This window comes from Nocardia brasiliensis (assembly GCF_042691675.1).
GTDB lineage: Bacteria > Actinomycetota > Actinomycetes > Mycobacteriales > Mycobacteriaceae > Nocardia > Nocardia brasiliensis_D.
The window spans coordinates 1,266,936-1,285,917 of record NZ_CP170507.1; the positions used below are offsets into that span (position 1 = coordinate 1,266,936).

Sequence of the window (18,982 nt, forward strand, 5' to 3'; positions counted from 1 at the left end):
TAGTGGCCGAGCTGAACAAGAGTCCTCGGGAACTGTACTGTGTTGCGCGAACGTGAGCACTGTTCGGGGGAGGAATAATGCCTTCAAAACCCACCACTCGGTGGCAGGTGAGCGGCTACCGCTTTCTGGTTCGTCGGATGGAGCATGCCCTGGTCCGCCGGGATGTGCGGATGCTGCACGACCCGATGCGCTCACAGTCGCGTGCCTACGCGGCCGGGCTGGTGCTGGCCCTTGTCGTCCTCGCCGGCTGCGGCATTCTCGCGCTACTGCGCCCGCAGGACAAAATCGGCAGCGCCAAGATCCTGATCGGTAAGGAATCCGGTGCCGTCTACGTGCGGCTCGATGATGTCGTCCACCCCACGCTGAATCTCGCCTCGGCCCGGCTGGCGGCGGGTGACGCGTCCAAGCCCGCGATCGTCAAGGAATCTGAACTCGGTAAGAAAGCGCGCGGTCAGTTGATCGGCATTCCCGGTGCGCCCGGTGCGCTGAATTTCGATAAGGCGGGCAAGGGGCGGACCTGGACCGTGTGCGATTCATTGAAAACGGACGGCAGCGATGATCGCACGACCTCCGTATTGATCGGCGACCTCGATCTCAGCGACAAGGCGTCGACGATGGGCAAAGACAAGGCGCTGCTGGTGAAGGGTAAGGAGTCGGCTTACCTGGTGTGGAACAACACGCGCGCCCGGGTGGACATGAACGACCCGAAAGTCACCGGCCCGTTGAATATCCGTGGCGCGACGCCGCGGCCGATCAGCGAAGGGCTGCTGAACGCCATCCCCGAGGTGACGCCGATCGTGCCGCCGAAGATCGATGACCCGGGCGGGATGCCGCCCAATTACTCGATCAACAATCTGAAGATCGGCACGGTGGTCCAGGGTTCCGGCAAAGCCGACCGCAATTTCGTGATCCTGCGCGACGGACTGCAGCCCATCAATCCGCTGACCGCCGACATTATTCGCGCTTCGCAGCGAAACCCGGACCACGGCGCGACGATCGGCGATTTCGAATCGAACCAAGCTCCGCCTACGAAGACATTGAAGGTCGATTCCTATCCGGTCACCGCGCCGACGATCGTTCAGGCAAACTCTCGTCCGGTGAGTTGCTTGTCCTGGAAGCCGATCGCCGGGACGGCAGGCAATTCCGACGTCGCCGTGCGCGCGGAATTGTCCGTGATCGACGCCAGCGACCTGCCGATGCCGAGCAGCGCCAAGCTGGTTCCGCTCGCGCAGGCCGACGGCAAGGGCGACAACGTCGACTCGGTCTACTTCAAACCGGGCTCCGGCGCCTTCGTCCAGACCACCGGCATCGAACCGGACAGCCGCCGCAAGGACAGCATGTTCTACGTCTCCGACACCGGCGTCCGCTACGGCATCAAGAACGATGAAGCGGCGAAAGCCCTTGGCATGGACAAGGAGTCGGGCGTTACTCCCGAGTCCGCGCCGTGGCCTATCGTCGGGCTGCTCGCCGGTGGACCCACCATGGGCCGCGAGGAAGCCATGGTCGCCCACGACGGCATCGCCCCCGATCCGAACCCGGCCAAACAGCCGGTGGCCGCGAAGTAATCGGTTACCGGCCCTCCGCGCCAACGACATCGGCGGTACCTGGCTTGTCCGTCGCGTGTAGTGCGGCGACCTCGGCGCGCAACGAGCGGACCTCCTCGACCAGCACGCCGATCTCCCGGTCGGTGCGGTCGGCATTCTCCTCGGCGGTTTTCAGCTGGTCGATGACCCAGCTGGTCGTGGTGCCGATGGCGAAGGAGATCAGGCCGATGCCGAAGGTCATCAGCACCAGGGAGATCAGCCTGCCTTCCGTGGTGACCGGGTAGACGTCGCCGTAGCCGACCGTGGTCACCGACACCGCCGACCACCAGAGAGCGTCGCCGAAATGCAGCACCTTGGTGCCTTCCGCGCCGTATTCGGCGTCGAAGAAGGCCAGGCTGCACAGGAACAGCACCAGCACCGAACTACTGCCGACGAACACCGAAAGCCGGGCACGGTGGGTCAAGGTGTGCCGGTTGAGTGTGCCGAGCACCAGCACCGCCGCCCGCACCAGCCGCAACGGGCGAAACGGCGGGATGAGCACGATCAGTAATTCCATCGGATGGGTGCGCACGAAATCCCAACGCCGCGTGGATAATCCGAGCCGGATCAGGAAGTCGGCCACGAACACGGCCCAGATCGCCACATCGATCCGGCCGAGCCAGGCATCCAACTGCGGTGAGGCGCCGGTATCGAGCACGAACCAGGCGTAGACACCCAGGAAGAGAATGGCGAGCACCACCATCGGCCCGCCGGTCGCCCGCTCCCATGCCTCGCGGCGACTCGGCTGCCGCGTATCGGCGGTAGTGCCGGGGGCTTGTTCTAGTTGTGCCATGGGAACTACCTGCGTCGATCGTGTGGGGCACCCTATGTACCGCAGCCTGCCGTGCAGACGCTACATGCCTCATCGTCGAGACTCGGTCCGACCAGGGGAAACCGGCGGCGTCGTTGCCACGGCCCTTCGTTCACATGTCGTCGCCGGATACGCCGAATCGGCGGCGGATCGGGAAGGACGCGAGCATGCCGAGGATGAGCAATAGTGCGACGGTGCCGCTGCCGATGAGAGCGATATTGCGGGCTCGGTGATCCGGCGGTACAGGTGGCGCGGGCACCGCGAGTTGCACGCTGTGCGGGCTGGTCGGCTGCTTCGGCGGCAGTGTGGGCGCTATTTCATTGGTCAACGCGGCGACCGGGTCCACTGCGCCGTAGCCGACATAGGGATTCCATCCTTCGGCGGGCGCGTGCGCGGTGGCTTCGATGCGCTTGATCACTTCCAGCGCACTCAGTTCCGGGAAGCGGGCGCGGACCAACGCGACCACCCCTGCGACATACGGCGCGGCGAAACTGGTGCCCTTCAAGGGGGTAACGCCATTTTGTTGGTTGACGAACCCGTTGATGGTGCCGGTGCCGCGGGCATCGAGCGACACGATGTCTTCACCGGGCGCTGCCACACCTAGCCACGGTCCGGGCACAGAGAAAGCCGATGGTTGCCCGTTCCGGTCGATAGAGCCCACGGTGAGGACATAGTCGTCGTAACGCGCGGGGGTGACATTGGTGGTCAGGTTCTTCCACAGGTCGTCGTTGGGTTTGAGTGGATCGATACCCGGGTTGCCTGCCTGGCAGCCCTGTTCTTTATTACCTGCCGCGACTACCACGACGGCGTTTCGCTCGAGCGTGGCATATCGCAATGCGGCACCGAGCGGCCCGTCGGCGGGGTTGTAGGAACCTGATATACACAAGACCAGCGAGATATTGATTACCGTCGCCCCCCGGTCCGCCGCCCGGCGGACCGCCGACGCCAATGCGTCGATATTGCCGTATCCGTCCGGCTGATCCTCGGGCCGCTGCTCCCGCGATCTGCCCGCCATCTGGAACATTTTGCTCGTCTGCCGGATAGAGATGACTCGGGCATCCGGTGCTACACCCGAAAACCCCTGACCCTCAACCGGTTTGGCGGCAACGATGCCCGCGACGACGGTGCCGTGTGCGTCACAGTCGCTAGTGCCGTCGCCGCCCTCGGCCACGTAGTCGCCGCCTGCCTCGAGGTCGGGAAGCCGGGGATGCGGCGAAACCCCGGTGTCGATGACCGCGACCACTTGCCCCGCACCGCGCGAGAATTCCCAGGCGCGAGGCAGATCCAGGGCACGCTGCGGCGGCGGAATCGCTGGACCTTCGCCACCCTGCTGAGTGCTCACACACGCTGTGTTGGACTTCTGCTCGGTTTTGTCCGGCGGCGCCGCCGGGTCTCCCGGCGGTAGCAAACCCGGATTGACGGGCGGAGGACGATCCGCGTACGCGACGCCGTGGTCGAGTCCGAGCCCCAGTGAGGCGCTCACACCCAACGCCACGGCCGCCGCCACGACGCGCGAGCTCGCGTTCACAGCCCGCGGACGAGGGAGTAGAGGCTGACCACCCAGAACACCAGGGGGAGAACGGCGGCGACGAACGCGTACTCGAGCAGTTCGACGCCGCGGCGCATGGGCGGGGTCGCGGACTGGTTGGGGATGATGATGCCGAGGATCAGTGCGGCGATCAGGATGACCATCGCGGTGCCGAAGACCGCGAGCGGCTGGTCCATCGCGAAACCGGCCCCTACCAACATGATCAGCACGATGCCCGCGCCGCCCGCGATGAGCACGACGGCCTGCTCGGCGCCCGCGTAGGTGCGGCTGCGGAACATCAGCACCGCCGCGCAGACCAGGGCGAGTGCGATGCCCTGCCAGTACGGGCCTTCGGCCTTCGGGTCGGTGGCGGCGAGCGCGCCGACGACGGTGACCAGGGTGGTCGCGGCGACCAGGCCGGCCAGGTACATGCGGGCCCGCTCGGACTTCACCCGCAGCGCCTCCATGGTGGGCAGTGCGCGGTGATCGTCGGGGTCGTCTTCGGTCGGGTCGATCGGGGTGCCGGGTGACGGCACCGGCGGCAGTGGCAGTTTGGCCAGCAGCATCGAGATCCGCGGTGCGAGTGCGAGACCGGCGAGTCCGAGCGCCGCGGCGCCCGCGCCGATCGCCCGTTCCGGCTGCGCGGTGAGCAGCCCGACCATGGCGGCGGGCACCGCGTACACGGCGAGGGTGGCCGCGCCGATGAACAGCGCGAGCCCGACGCCGCTGACCCGCCACGCCAAAACCGCGGCGGCCCCGACCAATACGGAGCCGAGTAGAATGTGTGCCCAGCCGTAATGGTCGGGTACATACAGCATGCCCGCGGTGAACGCGGGTGGCAGCGCGCAGCCGCCGAGCACCAGCGCCGTCGAGGTGTCGCCGTACATCCGGCTGAGCACCATGGCGGCGACCACCAGCAGGATCGTCACGGCCAGCGCGACCGAGCCGCTGACCCAATACGGCACCGCGTCGGGGGAGAGCAGCAGGCCGAGACAGCCGACGAGCATGGTGATCGCGGCGAGTACCGAACCGGTAATCCGCGCGACCTTAGGGGTCCAGCTGCGATAATGGTCGGTGTCGGCGATCGCGACGTTGTACATGATGTCGTCGAACAGCGGCGTGGGCGCGGTGTGCGAGGCGCTCTCCAACATGAGCAGCTCGCCATCGCGGACACCGTGTTCGCCGAGGCTCAGCGAATTGGAGAACGGCGGATGACCGATCCGCGCCAACACCCACTCGGCGGGCTCGAAGCGCTCGCCCTCGTTGTCGAAATCATTGGTGCGGCTGTGCTGTGCGACCATGTCGACGACGCTGGGAATCACCAAGGCGACTGGCACGTCGACCGGAATTGCCATATCTACCTGGGTGTGTTTGGCAAGAATGGTCACCCGGGCGAGATCCGGTGCACGGACTATGCCGTGCGCGGAATTTTCATCGATGTGGTCGAGTCGCGCGTGCGTCAAGCTTCCCCCAACGGTCTTCTACCTCGTATTTTCGCAAACCCGAGAGCCGGTGTCGAGTTTGCGAACCCACGGTCCGGGCAGCAGAATGCTGGTCGAACTGTACGACATGTCGGCTGTGGGCTCTACACTGAGGCCGAAACTCGGCTGCCGCCTCCATCGGGCGCCAGAATCACAGCTGTCGAAGAGGGGGATTCTCGCCGATGAGGGAGCGAAGCGAGCGAATCATGTGCCGCCGTGGCGTGCGCATTCCGGAGCCGAGCGTCAGTGAGGCGCGAGAATGAGTACTGTCCGGTTCCAGCGGCGCGCGCGGCGCGAGATGCCGCGCTCGCCCGGCGGTGAGGTGACGCTGCAGCCGCCGCCCGAGATTCCCCGGGTGACACCCGGCAATCTGCTGATGAAGCTGATGCCGGTCGTGATGATCATCGGCATGGTCGGCATGATGGCGCTGCTGTTCACCCAGGGCAGTGGCATCGCGTCGAATCCGATGACCATGATGTTCCCGCTCATGATGATGTTCTCGATGGTCGGCATGTTCGCGGGCCAGGGCGGCGGCAAGGGGGCCAAAGCCGCTGAGGCGAACGAGGATCGCAAGGACTATCTGCGCTACCTGGATCAGGTGCGCCGGGACGTCGACGAAACGGCCAAGCAGCAGCGCGCCTCGGTCGAATGGAGCCACCCCGAGCCGGGCCTGATCTGGATGCTCGCGGGCACCAGTCGCATGTGGGAGCGCCGGGCCGGCGACAAGGACTTCTGCCACGCCCGCATCGGCATCGGCGGTCAGCGGCTGGCGACCCGGCTGGTCGCGCCGGAGACCGGACCGGTGGAAGAGCTGGAGCCGATCGCGGCCGTCTCGCTGCGCCGCTTCGTGCGGGCGCACTCGACCGTGCCCGACCTGCCGACCGCGATCGCGGTCAAGGGCTTCGCGACCATCGCGCTGGACGGCGACCGCGTCGAAGCCAGGGACATGACCCGCGCGATGCTGTTGCAGCTGTGCATGTTCCAGGCGCCGGACCAGGTGCTCGTCGCGGTGGTCTGCGGTCCGGACACCGCGCGGGAATGGGAGTGGACCAAGTGGCTCCCGCACACTCAGCACCCCGACGCCCAGGACGGCATCGGCACCCAGCGCATGTTCTACGGCTCGATCCGGGAAGCCATGGCCGGTCTGCAGCCGCTGCTCGGCAACCGGGTCCGGTACTCGCGCAACCAGCCGGCCAACGCGAACATGGTGCACATCGTCATCATCGTCGACGGCGGCCTGCTCGAGGCCGAGGACGATCAGCTGCGCGAATCCGGCTACGAGGGCGTCACCATCATCGACCTGTGCGGGTACGCACCGCGGTTGGCGGTGTCGCGCGGCATCAAGATGATCGTGGAGAACGGCGAGTGCGTCGGCCGTGGCGCGACCGGCAACCAGGAACGGTTCGCGCTGATCGACCGGATCAGCCCGCAACAGGCGCAGCAGGTGGCCCGCAGGCTCGCACCGTATCGCGCGGCGACCCAGCGCAGCAGTGACGTGGAAACCGATGACTCCGAGGTCATTTCGACGTGGAGTCAGCTGATGGGACTCGGCGACATCGGCACGTTCAACCCCGAGCATGCGTGGCGGCCGCGGTACGGCCGGGAGCGGCTGCGGGTGCCGTTCGGTGTCGGCGCCGACGGACTTCCGGTCGAACTCGATATCAAGGAAGCCGCCGAGAACGGCATGGGCCCGCACGGCCTGTGTATCGGTGCCACCGGCTCCGGTAAGTCCGAGTTCCTGCGCACGCTGGTGCTCAGCCTGCTCGCCACCCATTCACCGGACCAGCTCAACTTGGTGCTCGTCGACTTCAAGGGTGGCGCGACCTTCCTCGGACTCGACAGCGTGCCGCACGTTGCCGCCGTCATCACCAACCTCGAGGAAGAAGCCGACCTCGTCGACCGCATGAAGGACGCGCTGGCCGGTGAGATGAACCGCCGCCAAGAGGTGCTGCGCGCCGCGGGCAACTTCGCCAATGTCTCCGAATACGAGAAGGCCCGCGCGGCGGGCGCCGACCTCGACCCGCTGCCCGCGCTGTTCGTGGTGCTCGACGAGTTCTCCGAACTGCTCACCCAGCACCCGGATTTCGCGGAACTGTTCGTGATGATCGGCCGACTCGGCCGCTCGCTGCACGTGCACCTGCTGCTCGCTTCGCAGCGCCTGGAAGAGGGCAAGCTGAAGGGCCTGGAGAGCCACCTGTCCTACCGGATCGGTCTGAAGACCTTCTCCGCCAACGAATCCCGCCAGGTGCTCGGTGTGCCCGACGCCTACAACCTGCCGAACAACCCCGGCGGCGGCTACCTGAAGTCGGACTCCGGCGAGATCGTCCGGTTCCAGGCCTCCTATGTCTCCGGCCCGTACGTCGGCGGCGGCTCGCAGCGCGACATGACCGTCGCCACCCAGTCCGGCGAGATCGACATCAAGGCACGGCCCTTCACCGCGACCCACGTGGACTTCCGCGCGGTCGACCGGGTGCCGCTGCCTGCCGAACCCAGCCAGGCCGAGCAGCAGAGCGACGACAGCGAGCAGGTCTCCAACCTGAACATGCTGGTCTCCCGGATCAACGGCCACGGTCGTCCCGCGCACGAGATCTGGCTGCCACCGCTGGACGAGGCGCCGACGCTCGACCAGCTCATCCCGCGCTCGATCCTCACCGGCGAGTACTCCGCGGTGGCCACGTTGCGCGCGCCGATCGGCATCGTCGACCGCCCGTACGACCAGCGACGCGATCCGATGGTCGTCGACCTGTCCGGTGCCCGCGGCAACGTCGCGGTCGTCGGCGGCCCGCAGTCCGGCAAGTCGACCGCGCTGCGCATGTTGATCATGGCTATGTCGCTGACGCACACCGCCGAACAGGTGCAGTTCTACTGCCTCGACTTCGGTGGCGGCACGCTGATGAGTCTGCAGGGACTGCCGCATGTCGGTTCCGTCGCAAGCCGTTTGGACGCGGACCAGGTCCGGCGCACCGTCGCCGAGATGACCACGATCGTGCGGCAGCGCGAGGCGCGGTTCCGGCAGCTCGGCATCGAGTCGATGGCCGAGTTCCGTCGGCTCCGCGCGGTGGATCCGTCCAGCAGCCCGGCCGCGACCGGTGCGCACGAGGATCCGTTCGGCGACGTGTTTCTGGTGATCGACGGCTTCAGCTCCATTCGTCAGGACTTCGAGCTGCTCGAACAAGCGATCATGAACCTCGCCGTGCAGGGTCTGTCGTACGGCGTGCACGTCGTGATCGCACTGAACAGGTGGGCGGAGGCGCGGCCCGCGCTGAAGGATCAGATCGCCACCAGAATCGAACTGCGCCTCGGTGATCCGATGGATTCCGACCTCGGCCGCAAGTTCGCCGCAATGGTCCCGCAGGGTCGCCCCGGCCGCGGTATGACGCCGGAGTGCCTGCACATGCTGACCGGTCTGCCGCGCATCGACGGCAGTTCGGATCCGACCGATCTCGGCCAGGCCGTCGGCGATGCGGTGGCGGCCATCGCACGGCTGACCCCCGGTCGCCCGGCGCCGCCGGTGCGCATGCTGCCCGAACAGCTGCCGCGCGAGCAACTGCTCTACCTGGCAGGCAACTGGCCCTCCCAGGTCGACCAGTCGACGAAGTGCATGCGAATCCCGATCGGTATCAACGAATCCGAGTTGGCTCCGGTCTATCTCGACTTCGTCGAAAGCCCGCATTTCATCATCATCGGCGACACCGAGTCGGGCAAGACGACGCTGCTGCGCTCCATCATCGAGGGCATCGCCGCGTCGAATACCACCGACCAGGCGCGGATCATCATGGGCGACTACCGACGCTCGATGCTCGGCACGGTGCCGGAGGGATACCTCGCCGGTTACGGCTCGACGGCACCCCAATTCACCCAGAACATGGCCGACCTCGCCGCGTACGTCGACAAGCGGACGCCGGGAACGGACGTGACGCCGCAGCAACTGCGCGATCGTTCCTGGTGGAGCGGTCCCGAGCTGTATGTCATCGTCGATGACTACGATCTGGTGGCGACATCGAGCGGCAATCCGGTCCAGGCGTTGCTGGAACACCTGCCGCACGCCCGCGATCTCGGCTTCCATCTGATCATCGCCCGGCGCTCCGGTGGCGCGGGTCGCGCCATGTTCGAGGCCACGCTGGCCAGGATGAAGGATCTCGGATCGGCCGGTCTGATCATGAGCTGCAACCGGGAAGAGGGTGCGCTGATGGGTACGACCCGACCGAGCCCGATGCCGCCCGGCCGCGGCACGTACGTCACCCGCAACGGTGAGGGTCTGATTCAGACGGCCTGGATGCCGCAGTCCTGATGTCCACCGTCGAACTGGTGGTCACCGAAACGCGCATCTGGGCGCGTGGCGCGACGACGCACTGGGACGTGCCGCCTTCGATCGTGTTGGGCAGCAACGGGTTCGATCTGGTGGTCGGGGAGTCGCTGACGCCGCCGACCCAGGTGAGTTCGGTGGTGCAGTACGTGCCCGCCGAGGCTGTGGCGTTGCTGCCGCGGGTGCCGTCCGTCGTCGAGGCGCTGGTCGCCGTCTTCGCCGCCGTGCTGGAGAACCTTCGGGTCGCCGCACCGTGCGATCGGATCACGATGATCTGTCCGACCGAATGGGGTGCGGCCCGCCGGACAGTGCTGGAGCAGGCGGCTCGGCGCTTCACCGGAGAGGTCGCGTTCGAGGAGCTTGCGGTGCGGGCCGTCGCGTCGGACGAGGGCACCAGCCATAGCCGTCGCACGCTGGTGCTGGAGTTCGGCGCGCTCACCACCACCGCCACCGCGGTCATCCGCAGTCATCAGGGTGTGCACATCGAATCCTGCGAGCACGCGCCAACTCTCGCGCTCGACGAGATCCTGCCGGAGTCGCGTGGCCGCGCCGACCTGTGCGCCCTGATCGACCGGCTGCTCGACGGGCAACCCGCCGACCTGGCGCAAACCGTCTGCGTCACCGACCCGGCGAAACTCGACCTGCTCCGCGCGGTCGTTCAGCAGCGCTGCGGCGCGGGCGTCGCGTTGCGGGCGCTCACCGGTCCCGACCTCATTCGCGGCCGCCAGACGGAGCCGATCCATCGGCCGGATTCACCGGCCACCCTGCCGCAGAACGAATGGATGCGGCCGCTGCGCGAGCGCGCCGCCGCCCAGCAGTCCGGCCGCGACGGCACCCGTTATGTGGGTGTGGCCGTTGCCGCGCTGGTCGTGGTGGCGGCGGCTGTCGTCGGTGCCGTCGTGTTCCTGAACCGATCCGGGGACAGTCCGACCGCCGCGCCGACCACCACATCGGTGCCGACCAGCGCTGTCGCTGAACCGCCCACCGTCGCCCCGACCACTACCGCCACCGCGGGCCCGGAAACGGTCGGTCGCGTCCGCTTCCAAGTTCCGGACGGTTGGCACCTCACCTCGACGCCCGATCCGAACAACAGGTCTCGGATCGACCTGTCCCCGAACGACGGTGCCCGCCTACGCGTCACAGTGACGCAAACGCCGGTCGCCGCGGGTGCAGGCTACGAACAGGTCGCGGCAAAGCTGGAGGCCCAGATCAACCAACGCCCCGCGGGCGTGATGAGCGAGCTGAAACGCGACGTCGTCTACGGTGGCCGCTCCACCCTGGCCTACACCGAGCGTCCCGGCGACGGATCCACCGTCCGCTGGCATGTGCTGGTGGAGCACGGAATCCAGGTCAGCGTCGGTTGTCAGTACGCGGGCGATAATTGGCAGTCTTTGTCGGTGACGTGCGAGAAATTCGGCAGTTCGGTCCGCGTAATTCCGTGAATCACGGTGCGGCGGCATCACATAATTCGGGCCCCCGGCGAAGTCGCCGGGGGCCCGAATTGGCCGAGACAGGATCTCAGAAAAGGCCTGCGAGGCTGGTATCGGTGCTCTGCAGATCCGAGTTGCCGGTGCTGACGGCCCGACCGGCGGTCTCCAGCGTGGCGTTCAGCTGGGTAACGCTGGTGTTCCACTGCGACTGGAGCTGGGCGAACGCTTCGTTGGCGTCACCCTTCCAGTGATTGGTCACGAAGTCGGTGACCTGCTTGTGGAAATCCTCGAGCATGCTCGTGATGTTCCGAGCTTCTTGCACGATGGACTGGGCGCCAGCTTCGACCGCGCCGAAGTTAGAGGAAATTGTGCTTGGGTCATTTGCTACCATCTGGAGCTCCTCCTTGGTATCTGGTGATTCGGCAGGTCGATCAGGGGAGGTTCAGGCTGGAAGCCTGCTGTGTGACCTGCTGGGCAAACTGCTCGTCCTGAGCCGCGAATGCCTGACCGGCCTTGGTCAGCTTGTCGGCAGTCTGGTCCAGCGTGTCGTTCAGCTTGCGCGCCTGGGCGAAGTAGTTGTCCATGAGCGAGTCGAACGCGGCCCGGGCCTGGCCCTTCCAGGTCGCGGTGGTGTCATCAGACTTCGCGTTCAGCGCGGTGATCGAATTCTGCAGGGCGTTGTGACGATCCCGGCAATTTTTTGCGAACTCCGCGATGAGGGTTTCACTCGCTTCGAGCTGTCCTGCCATTTCGGCTCCTTCTCGGTTTCCCGTCTCGGCCAACGGCAGAAGCCCCCAGTTGGCCTGTACATCTGATTGGACGCTCGCTAGGTCTGATCGGTTCCATCCGACTCGAGAAAATTTGGATCTCCCCCAACGGAGATCAGACCCCAGCATCCTTTGCCATGCTCGTACGTGCTGTCGGGGCCGACTGTGGGCCGCTCGTCAGGCACGGACGTGGTCATCTTGGCATGCTTGCAACGCCAGCGCTCGGCTCCCCTCCTTCCCCCTGCTCGCTGATGTCTTGATTGGCGAGTGGGCTGGCTGCGTATACCTTACCCAACCACTATGGCTGCCGCTACAGCAGATCGCAGGCATATCGCTAGGAAAGCGGGTGGTCTCGGCAGCAGTGCGCTACTGGCTGTTGGCGAGCAGTGCGTACTGCGCGGCGGCACGTTGCTGGGCGTCCAACAGTTGGGTGCTCCACACATAGCCGACGTAGTTGCGATACCGGACGGCGCAAACGAAGTCTTTGACGTATCTGGTTGTCGGCCGCTCAGCGCATTTACTGTCCGGCACGTTCAATGGCGCCTGGCCGGTGTCCGGGGCCTCGAGAATCGTCGACCAGAGCAGCTGTGCCGACGTGGCGTCCCGTGATCGGATAAGGATGGCGCCCTCGAGGTTCGGAGTAATTCCCTTGCCGAAGCTCTGTGCAATTCCTCTGGTGTAGCTGTTTGTCGTCGCCGAGTAAGCGTCCGAGAAGACAAAACGTTCGCCGTCGGCGTAGCGAATCCTCGCCGCCGCGCGGTCGGTCTGCCAGTGCAGGAATCCTTGCAGTTCGTATGTCGCGAGCCCGCCGACGGCGGGGACAGCGAGCTGTGCCGGATTGAGAACTCGGCGCAGCACGTCCTCGGGGTCGATATCCAAGCGCAGAACCTGTTCGGCCGACAGCGGCGGGAGTGTGTCTAGCATCGGCAGTTGTGCTGTGTAGACCTTCTCGACAAGGGCGATCAGGTCGGCGAGGTCCGGCTGGGCAGTGGAGATGAAGATGTTGACCACATAATGGCCGTGCGCGATGACCGAACCGATCGTCGGTGTTCCGGGTCGCCAATGAGAATGCGCCCGTGGGTATTTCGGAAGCCGCACGCGCTCGTTCTGGTCCGGGGCCACGGCGAAATCGACGTCTTCGAATTCGGTCGCTGCCCGCTCGGCGGCCGCGGGGTCCGGAAACTGCAGGACGGTCACTGTACTGAGTGTCGAGTCCGGTGGCACGGCGACGGCGGGCTCCGGCAGGAAATCACTACTGCCGGAGGCAAACCCGAACAATAGCTGGTTTCGCGCCGCGATCGAGACGGTCTGCTCTGCCAGGACGTTCTTGACGTCGTCGGGTTCGGTGATCTCCTGAACGCCGGTGCCGTAGCGCAACTCGGGGTCGATATCGACGCCGGTCACGACGTGGTCGGCCAGGCGCGAGACGGCCAGCGAGGTCCCTCTGCGCAGCGAGTGGGAATAGTCGAAGAAGGAGGTCAGCGGTTCTGTGGAGTACTTGCCGACATCGAGGGTGCGCACATCTATCTCGTTCGGCTTCGGTGCGCCGGTCACCGACGAACCGCACCCGGTGATGGCGAGCAGCGCGACGGCGGCTGCGGCGAGGCGCGTGCTTCTGGTGACCATATTGCTCACCTCGCCTTCGCCAGAATCGCGTACTGCGCCGAGATCCGTTGGTGTACATCGATCAGCTGATGCGACCACACCTCCGCCGTGTAGCGGTCGAACGACACTACGCAATGAAATCTGGGGACGAACAGATTCTTCACGCGAAGCTCACGGCAGCGTGCGTCGGGAAGATTCTTCGGTGCGTCTATTCGGCGATAAACCCGGCTCAGCGCGCCGTGGCTGTCCCGAATAAGTTGTGCGCCCGCGGAATTCGCAGCACGGTAGAGATGACCCGCGTAGTTCGCCATCCAGTCGACACCGGCATCGCCGAACAGCTTCTTGTCGCGCACCGGATCATTGGACAGGTGGAGCGCGCCGTCGGCGTCGTAGCGGCCGGGCGGGTTGCGCCAAGCGTCTTCGTTCGGCCGCGGAAGTGAGCGGCCGAACATGCCGTCAGGGTCGAGGGAAATATCGGTCAGCTTGTCCGGCGGCGTCGGGCGGAACGCACGCAGCCGGGCCGCGATCGCATCGAGGCTCTTTTCCGCGAGCTCTGCCATGGCAGGAAGGTCGACGGTGCCGACCGCCTTTTTGGCTGCATCCTTGATCGCGGTGTAGATGACGTACTGCCCGCTGGCCTGGAACGAGTACAGCTCCTGCGTCCCTGGTTTCCAGGATGCGAGCGCGTCTCGATGTTTACCGATGTCAACCGGTTCACTCAGCCCCTTTTCCCTGGCGACGGTCTGTGCGAGAGCAGCTGCGGCCAGCGTGGCGGCCTGCTGGTCGGCAAACAACAGCACGGTGTTCTCGAGGCTGGTGGCGATCAAAATATCGGTCTCGGAATACCCGAGGCTGTAGAAACCCGCGGTGAAGCCCGGTGAATTCTTCCGGAAAGTGTCACCGGAAATCCCGATGGTATATACGGTTTCGATGAATCCCCGGATTGCGTTGGTATCGGAGCCGGACTGGATGGTGAACCGGGGATCGATGTCCATCGGCAACGGGACAAAGCTCGCGAGGCGCTGGCCCTCGGTGAGTCGCGCGCGGTCGAGTCCCGGCTTGCCGATCTCCCGCGGTGTCGTCGCGTAGCTGCCGACGTCGAGCTGGCTGATATCGACTGCTGGCGTGGAATCCGATGCTGCGGAGTCGGACCCGCATCCGGCCGTGCTCACCGACAGTACGGCCAGCGTGGCGGCCAGTGTCCGCAAAGATCTCCGCATCGTCCCTCCATCGACCGGCGAGCAGGAGGGCGAGCCATCGAACCGGTAATCCCCCCGGCATACGTTCACGCGCTGGTCAGGGCCGCGGCGGTGACGTATCGGCAACATAGCACCCGGAACCGCCGACCCGCGACACTGTTCGGCCTACCTCACCCGCTTCTGTAAGAGCGGTACCAGCTTGCCGAGCAGTATCTGCTCCGAGGCGGGGGTCCAATTGCGGAGGGCGGCAACAACTTCGGGATCGTCGACCGGGATGACGGTGGCCCGAGTGCCCGCGACCTGATAGGGCAGGCCACGCAGCCCCCCGCCGCCCGCGTCCTCGTCGCTGCGCACCGCGAGGACGTAGCTGTCGGCCGCGACCTCCATCGAGCCCGCCGAGGGCAGCGCGCGCAGCGACGGCTCGTCACCCTGCCTGAGGTAGTTGAGGTTGTAGACGAAACCCAGGTTTTCGAAGAACTTCGTCTGCTCGGTGCCGCCGAGGAAGATCGCCAGCTGCTTGTTCCGTGGCACGTCCACCACGGTGACGGTCTTTCCGCGGAAGGCCGGATTGGCGGATCGGGCCTGCTCGATAGACGGCACGGAGCTCACGGCGGCGGCGGTAGTACTGGCCACGGGCGTGTCGGTGTTGGCGGATTCGTTGCCACCGAGTGCCCAGATCCCGAGCCCCGCCGCGAGGGCGACAACTACCGCGCCGACACCAGCCCCGACGACCCAGCGTTTGCGGGAGCCGGATGCCGCGGGCGCCACCGAGACCCCCACGCGCGGATCGGTATTCGGCCGTGGATCGACGATCTGAACGGGATAGGTAGGCGAGGTATTGGTCCGCACGGGGTTGTGACCCGGGGTGAGCGCGCTCGCGGCAGCGTCGGTGAATTCGCGGCAGGTGTTGAAACGTTCGGTGGGATTTTTCGCCATTGCCCTGGCGAACACCTGGTCGATGGCCTGGGGCAGGCCGGGATCGACCGCGGTGGCCAGCGGCGGGGGTTCGTGTAGGTGGCCCATCATGACCAGCGCGGGTTGTGTTGCCGGGTAGGGATTCCGGCCGGTGAGGAGCTTGAAGAAGGCGCAGGCCAAGCTGTAGATGTCGGCCCGGTGATCGAGGTGACCGCCGACGAGTTGCTCGGGCGGGGCGTAGGCGATGGTGGCGACGAAGCTGCCGGTCTGGGTGAGTTCGGTGGTGTCGTCGTTGGATTTGGCGACGCCGAAATCGGTGAGCAGGACGCGTTCGTCGTCGCCCTCGGTGGAGGAGAGCAGGAAATTGGCGGGTTTGACGTCGCGGTGCAGCAAGCCTTTTCGGTGCGCGTAGTCGAGACCTTTGCCGACTTCGGTCGTAATACGCAGCGCGCGTAGCGGATTCATCGAATGACGATCGCGAGCCAGTTCCGCGGCGGCGTCGGTGCCGTCGACATACTGCATGGCGATCCACAGTCGGCCGTCTTCTTCGCCGCGGTTGTACACCGAGACGATGTTCGGATGGTCAAGGCCGGCAGCGAGATTGGCCTCGCGTTCGAAGCGGGTGCGGAACTCGTGGTCGTTGCTCAGTTCGCCGCTGAGCACCTTCAACGCGTCCATCCGCGGCAGACTCGGATGTTTGGCCAGGTAGACCGTCCCCATGCCGCCGGCCCCGAGCACTCGCTGGATGCGGTACCCGCCCACGATGGTGCCGGGGCTTATCGCCATGATCCACAATCTCCTGAGTCCGTCGTCCCCACGCGGCAGCATACTGGACTGTTCGAGGTGGGCGAGCTGCGTCGCATTACCGACTGTTCGCGAAGATTGCGTACTGCGCGGCGGCGCGTTGGTGCACGTCGAGCAACTGGTTTCCGGTCACGAAACCGGCGAACTGCCGGTAAGCGACGGCACAGGTGAATCGTTTGATGCCGAAGTCGAGGGGTTCGCGCTTGTTCTCGACGCAGGCCGAATCCGGAACGTTCGGGGGCGGATCGGTATCGCGCGATACCGGCGCGGGCATAAGCCGTTCGGCGACAATACGCTTCGCCGCCGCCGAGTCGGGTGTACGGGCCACGATAGTGCCGTCCGAAACGGCGAATCGGTCCGCATTCATCGCGCTGAAGCGCGGTGTTGCGACGCTCAGGTCATCGGCGTGCTGCACAATGCCGCGCACCCGGTAGAGCGCTTGACTGCCGATGTCCGGTCGTTCGAACTTGTTCGGGTTCAACGCGCGGCTCAGCAGCTGGTCGGGATCCCACGGCAGCTGATACAGCTCTTCTTCGGTGACGGGTTTCAGCTGGTCCAGGACGGGAAGCTGGGTGTCGTACGACTTTTCGGCCAGTGCGGTCAGCGCGTTCAAGTCGGGTCCGTTGGTCGAGACGAGGAAGGCGACGACGTAGGGCCCGTGGGCGAGGGTGACGCGCAGAAACGGCAAGCCCGGACGCCAATGTGCGTGGGCGGCCGGGTACTTCGGTAGCGGCACCGGTTGGTTCTGATCGCGGTACGCGGCGAAATCGGCTTCGTAGAACTCGGCCGCGGCCGCGACCGCGCGTTCCGTGTCGGGAAACTGCATGACGATTGTCGAGATGGTCGTCGAGTTCTTCACTATCTTGCTCGGCCACCCGGTCGTGAGGAGCGACGTTTTGTTATCGAAACCGGTTGTCCGCAAGCCGAACAGCAATTTGTTCCGCTCGGCGACCGGCTTCATGTCGCCTTCGTTGCCCAGCTCGGCGGGCAAGAGTCCGCGCGTGATCTCGAAGGGCAGCTGGCCATATCTCAAATGCGGGTCTATTTCGTAGGCGGGTACCACATAGTCCGCCAACCGCATTGCGGCGACATGCGGCATGCTGGTGAAATCGGGCTGGTAGTCGTCGTCGTGCGCATTGAGCGGCTCGGTGGGGTAGGACCCGGTATCGAGCTTGCGAATATCTACCTCGGCCGGTTGTGCGGTCCCGGACACGCTCGAACCGCACGCGGTGAGACCGACGGCCAGCAAGGCGACGATGGGTAGGACGAACGTGCGCTTCATCGGGTATTCACCAGCAATGTGTACTCGGCGGAAATCCGCTGTTGGGCGTCCAGCAACTGGTGCGACGCCGAGAACGCGGCGTAGCGGCCGTAGGCCACCGAGCAGTAGAAGCGGATCGCCAAGTTTCCTCGGCCGATGTACTCCTGGCAGTCGGCCGCGGGCAGATGCGCCGGAGATTCAACGCGCTTGAACCGCTTCGAGAGTCCACCGAGGTCCTTTTGCAGCGTCGACGCCGCGGCGGCATCGCGGGCTCGGTAGAGATCGACGCCGTTCGTCGCGTACCGATCGACGCCTGCCTTCTCGATGTCCCGGAGCGTGCCGGCCGGATTGTTGACGAAATGGAGCGCGGTACGGCCGTGGTAGGCGCCGGGCGGATTCAACCAGGCATCTTCCTTCGGTCGCGCGATGGTGCGCTCGAGCATGCCGTCCAGGTCGATCGGCAGGGTCATCAGCTGGTCGGGCGGGGTCGGATCGAACTTGGTGATGGACGGGACCACCGTGTCGAGGCTCTTCTCCACCAGCGCCACCAGTGCGGGCAGGTCGACCTTTTCGATGTAGATCTTCAAGTAGTCATAGATCCACGTATAGACGACGAATTTGCCGGTGGCGTACCAGGATCCGATGGACTGCTGATGTGGCTGCCAATGGGCGTGCGCCGCAGGGTACTTCGGTATCGCGACGGAAGTGTTCCGATCGCTGGCTTCGTAGTCGACCCGCTCCAGCGCCGCGGCAGCGGCCGCGGCCTTCTGCTCGTCCGGAAAGATCATGACCGCGTTCATCAGATCGATGCCACGGGCGTCCTTCTCGGTGCGGCCGTAGCTCTGGAAGCCCGCGACGAAGTCCGGTGCGGCCTCGGCGAACCGGTCCACGGCCATGATCTTGCCGAGGGAGTACTTCGGCTCGATGAACACCGTTGCTACGAACGCATTGCCGTGCACGAACCGGGGATCTATGTCCAGCGGCGCGGGCACGAAATTGCCCAGCCGCTCCGCCTCGATCATCCGGGCCTGCTCGAGGCTCTTCGCCGTGCCCAGTTGGCGCGGCTTCGTATCGTAATTTCCCACGTCGAGCAGGCTGAGGTCGACCGAAGGGGCCGGGGCATCCGTCCGCTCGTCCGAACCGCACGCGCCGCTGACGATCACCAGTGCCGCCGCCACGAGCACGGCATAGGCCGTCCGGAGCGGCGTCGGCTTCGCGCTGAGCTGCAACGTCCCTCCCCTTAACGGCTGTGGTTCCCGCGGAATCCTACGTCACCCCGGGACTCGGCACCG

13 protein-coding genes are annotated in these 18,982 nt (G+C 65.7%); 3 read left to right on the plus strand and 10 right to left on the minus strand.

The genetic code is table 11. From position 1 onward, the window contains the following. The first annotated feature begins 77 nt into the window (after positions 1-77). A complete protein-coding gene (gene eccB / locus ACFK0J_RS05930) occupies positions 78-1,565 on the plus strand; it encodes a type VII secretion protein EccB (RefSeq protein WP_378737278.1) in 1,488 nt (495 codons plus the stop codon). 4 nt (positions 1,566-1,569) lie between these two features. On the opposite strand, the gene ACFK0J_RS05935 is transcribed toward eccB, so the two are convergent. The 3 genes from ACFK0J_RS05935 to eccD all read right to left on the minus strand — a co-directional run bounded on the left by ACFK0J_RS05935 (position 1,570) and on the right by eccD (position 5,385). Further along, positions 1,570-2,376 (minus strand): potassium channel family protein, encoded by an 807-nt coding sequence (locus ACFK0J_RS05935; RefSeq protein ID WP_378737280.1) that lies wholly within the window; start codon positions 2,374-2,376, stop codon positions 1,570-1,572. A 130-nt stretch (positions 2,377-2,506) separates the two neighbouring features. Beyond that, positions 2,507-3,877 (minus strand): type VII secretion-associated serine protease mycosin, encoded by a 1,371-nt coding sequence (mycP, locus tag ACFK0J_RS05940; RefSeq protein ID WP_378737282.1) that lies wholly within the window; start codon positions 3,875-3,877, stop codon positions 2,507-2,509. A gap of 41 nt (positions 3,878-3,918) precedes the next feature. Further along, complete coding sequence (gene eccD, locus ACFK0J_RS05945; protein ID WP_378737284.1) at positions 3,919-5,385, minus strand: type VII secretion integral membrane protein EccD; 1,467 nt, start codon at positions 5,383-5,385, stop codon at positions 3,919-3,921. Between the two features lie 277 nt (positions 5,386-5,662). On the opposite strand from eccD, the gene eccCa reads away from it, so the two are divergent. Together eccCa and ACFK0J_RS05955 are read left to right on the plus strand one after the other, a co-directional pair. Next, positions 5,663-9,694, plus strand: a complete 4,032-nt coding sequence (gene eccCa / locus ACFK0J_RS05950) for a type VII secretion protein EccCa (RefSeq protein ID WP_378737286.1) — start codon at positions 5,663-5,665, stop codon at positions 9,692-9,694. Further along, complete coding sequence (locus ACFK0J_RS05955) at positions 9,694-11,151, plus strand: type VII secretion-associated protein (protein WP_378737288.1); 1,458 nt, start codon at positions 9,694-9,696, stop codon at positions 11,149-11,151. Before eccCa ends, ACFK0J_RS05955 begins: the two co-directional genes overlap by 1 nt. 76 nt (positions 11,152-11,227) lie before the next feature. Here the strand turns inward: ACFK0J_RS05955 and ACFK0J_RS05960 are convergent, their stop codons facing one another. From ACFK0J_RS05960 to ACFK0J_RS05990, 7 genes are all read right to left on the minus strand, one after another. Next, positions 11,228-11,530: a WXG100 family type VII secretion target gene (locus ACFK0J_RS05960; protein ID WP_218473899.1), complete on the minus strand. Its 303-nt coding sequence runs from the start codon at positions 11,528-11,530 to the stop codon at positions 11,228-11,230. A 40-nt stretch (positions 11,531-11,570) separates the two neighbouring features. Next, positions 11,571-11,888 carry a WXG100 family type VII secretion target gene (locus ACFK0J_RS05965; RefSeq protein WP_218473902.1) on the minus strand — a complete coding sequence of 106 codons (318 nt, stop codon included), beginning with the start codon at positions 11,886-11,888 and terminating at the stop codon, positions 11,571-11,573. Between the two features lie 384 nt (positions 11,889-12,272). Then, entirely contained in the window at positions 12,273-13,532 is a 1,260-nt protein-coding gene (locus ACFK0J_RS05970; RefSeq protein ID WP_378737290.1) for a hypothetical protein, read from the minus strand. 5 nt (positions 13,533-13,537) lie between these two features. Next, positions 13,538-14,731, minus strand: a complete 1,194-nt coding sequence (locus ACFK0J_RS05975) for a hypothetical protein (RefSeq protein ID WP_378737292.1) — start codon at positions 14,729-14,731, stop codon at positions 13,538-13,540. A 144-nt stretch (positions 14,732-14,875) separates the two neighbouring features. Further along, positions 14,876-16,411: a serine/threonine-protein kinase gene (locus ACFK0J_RS05980; protein WP_378737294.1), complete on the minus strand. Its 1,536-nt coding sequence runs from the start codon at positions 16,409-16,411 to the stop codon at positions 14,876-14,878. A gap of 76 nt (positions 16,412-16,487) precedes the next feature. Continuing rightward, the gene (locus ACFK0J_RS05985) at positions 16,488-17,711 is read right to left on the minus strand and encodes a hypothetical protein (protein WP_378737296.1); all 1,224 of its coding nucleotides are present in this window, start codon (positions 17,709-17,711) and stop codon (positions 16,488-16,490) included. Then, a complete protein-coding gene (locus tag ACFK0J_RS05990; RefSeq protein ID WP_378737298.1) occupies positions 17,708-18,919 on the minus strand; it encodes a hypothetical protein in 1,212 nt (403 codons plus the stop codon). The genes ACFK0J_RS05985 and ACFK0J_RS05990 overlap by 4 nt, the downstream gene beginning before the upstream one ends. Positions 18,920-18,982 lie beyond the last annotated feature (63 nt).

What these genes read in the sequence shown, in the direction of transcription:
- eccB (WP_378737278.1), top strand. Translation starts at nt 78, where the DNA reads ATGCCTTCAAAACCCACCACTCGGTGGCAGGTGAGCGGCTACCGCTTT.
- ACFK0J_RS05985 (WP_378737296.1), bottom strand. Translation starts at nt 17,711, where the DNA reads ATGAAGCGCACGTTCGTCCTACCCATCGTCGCCTTGCTGGCCGTCGGT.
- eccCa (WP_378737286.1), top strand. Translation starts at nt 5,663, where the DNA reads ATGAGTACTGTCCGGTTCCAGCGGCGCGCGCGGCGCGAGATGCCGCGC.
- ACFK0J_RS05935 (WP_378737280.1), bottom strand. Translation starts at nt 2,376, where the DNA reads ATGGCACAACTAGAACAAGCCCCCGGCACTACCGCCGATACGCGGCAG.
- ACFK0J_RS05970 (WP_378737290.1), bottom strand. Translation starts at nt 13,532, where the DNA reads ATGGTCACCAGAAGCACGCGCCTCGCCGCAGCCGCCGTCGCGCTGCTC.
- ACFK0J_RS05975 (WP_378737292.1), bottom strand. Translation starts at nt 14,731, where the DNA reads ATGCGGAGATCTTTGCGGACACTGGCCGCCACGCTGGCCGTACTGTCG.
- ACFK0J_RS05955 (WP_378737288.1), top strand. Translation starts at nt 9,694, where the DNA reads ATGTCCACCGTCGAACTGGTGGTCACCGAAACGCGCATCTGGGCGCGT.
- ACFK0J_RS05965 (WP_218473902.1), bottom strand. Translation starts at nt 11,888, where the DNA reads ATGGCAGGACAGCTCGAAGCGAGTGAAACCCTCATCGCGGAGTTCGCA.
- ACFK0J_RS05980 (WP_378737294.1), bottom strand. Translation starts at nt 16,411, where the DNA reads ATGGCGATAAGCCCCGGCACCATCGTGGGCGGGTACCGCATCCAGCGA.
- ACFK0J_RS05960 (WP_218473899.1), bottom strand. Translation starts at nt 11,530, where the DNA reads ATGGTAGCAAATGACCCAAGCACAATTTCCTCTAACTTCGGCGCGGTC.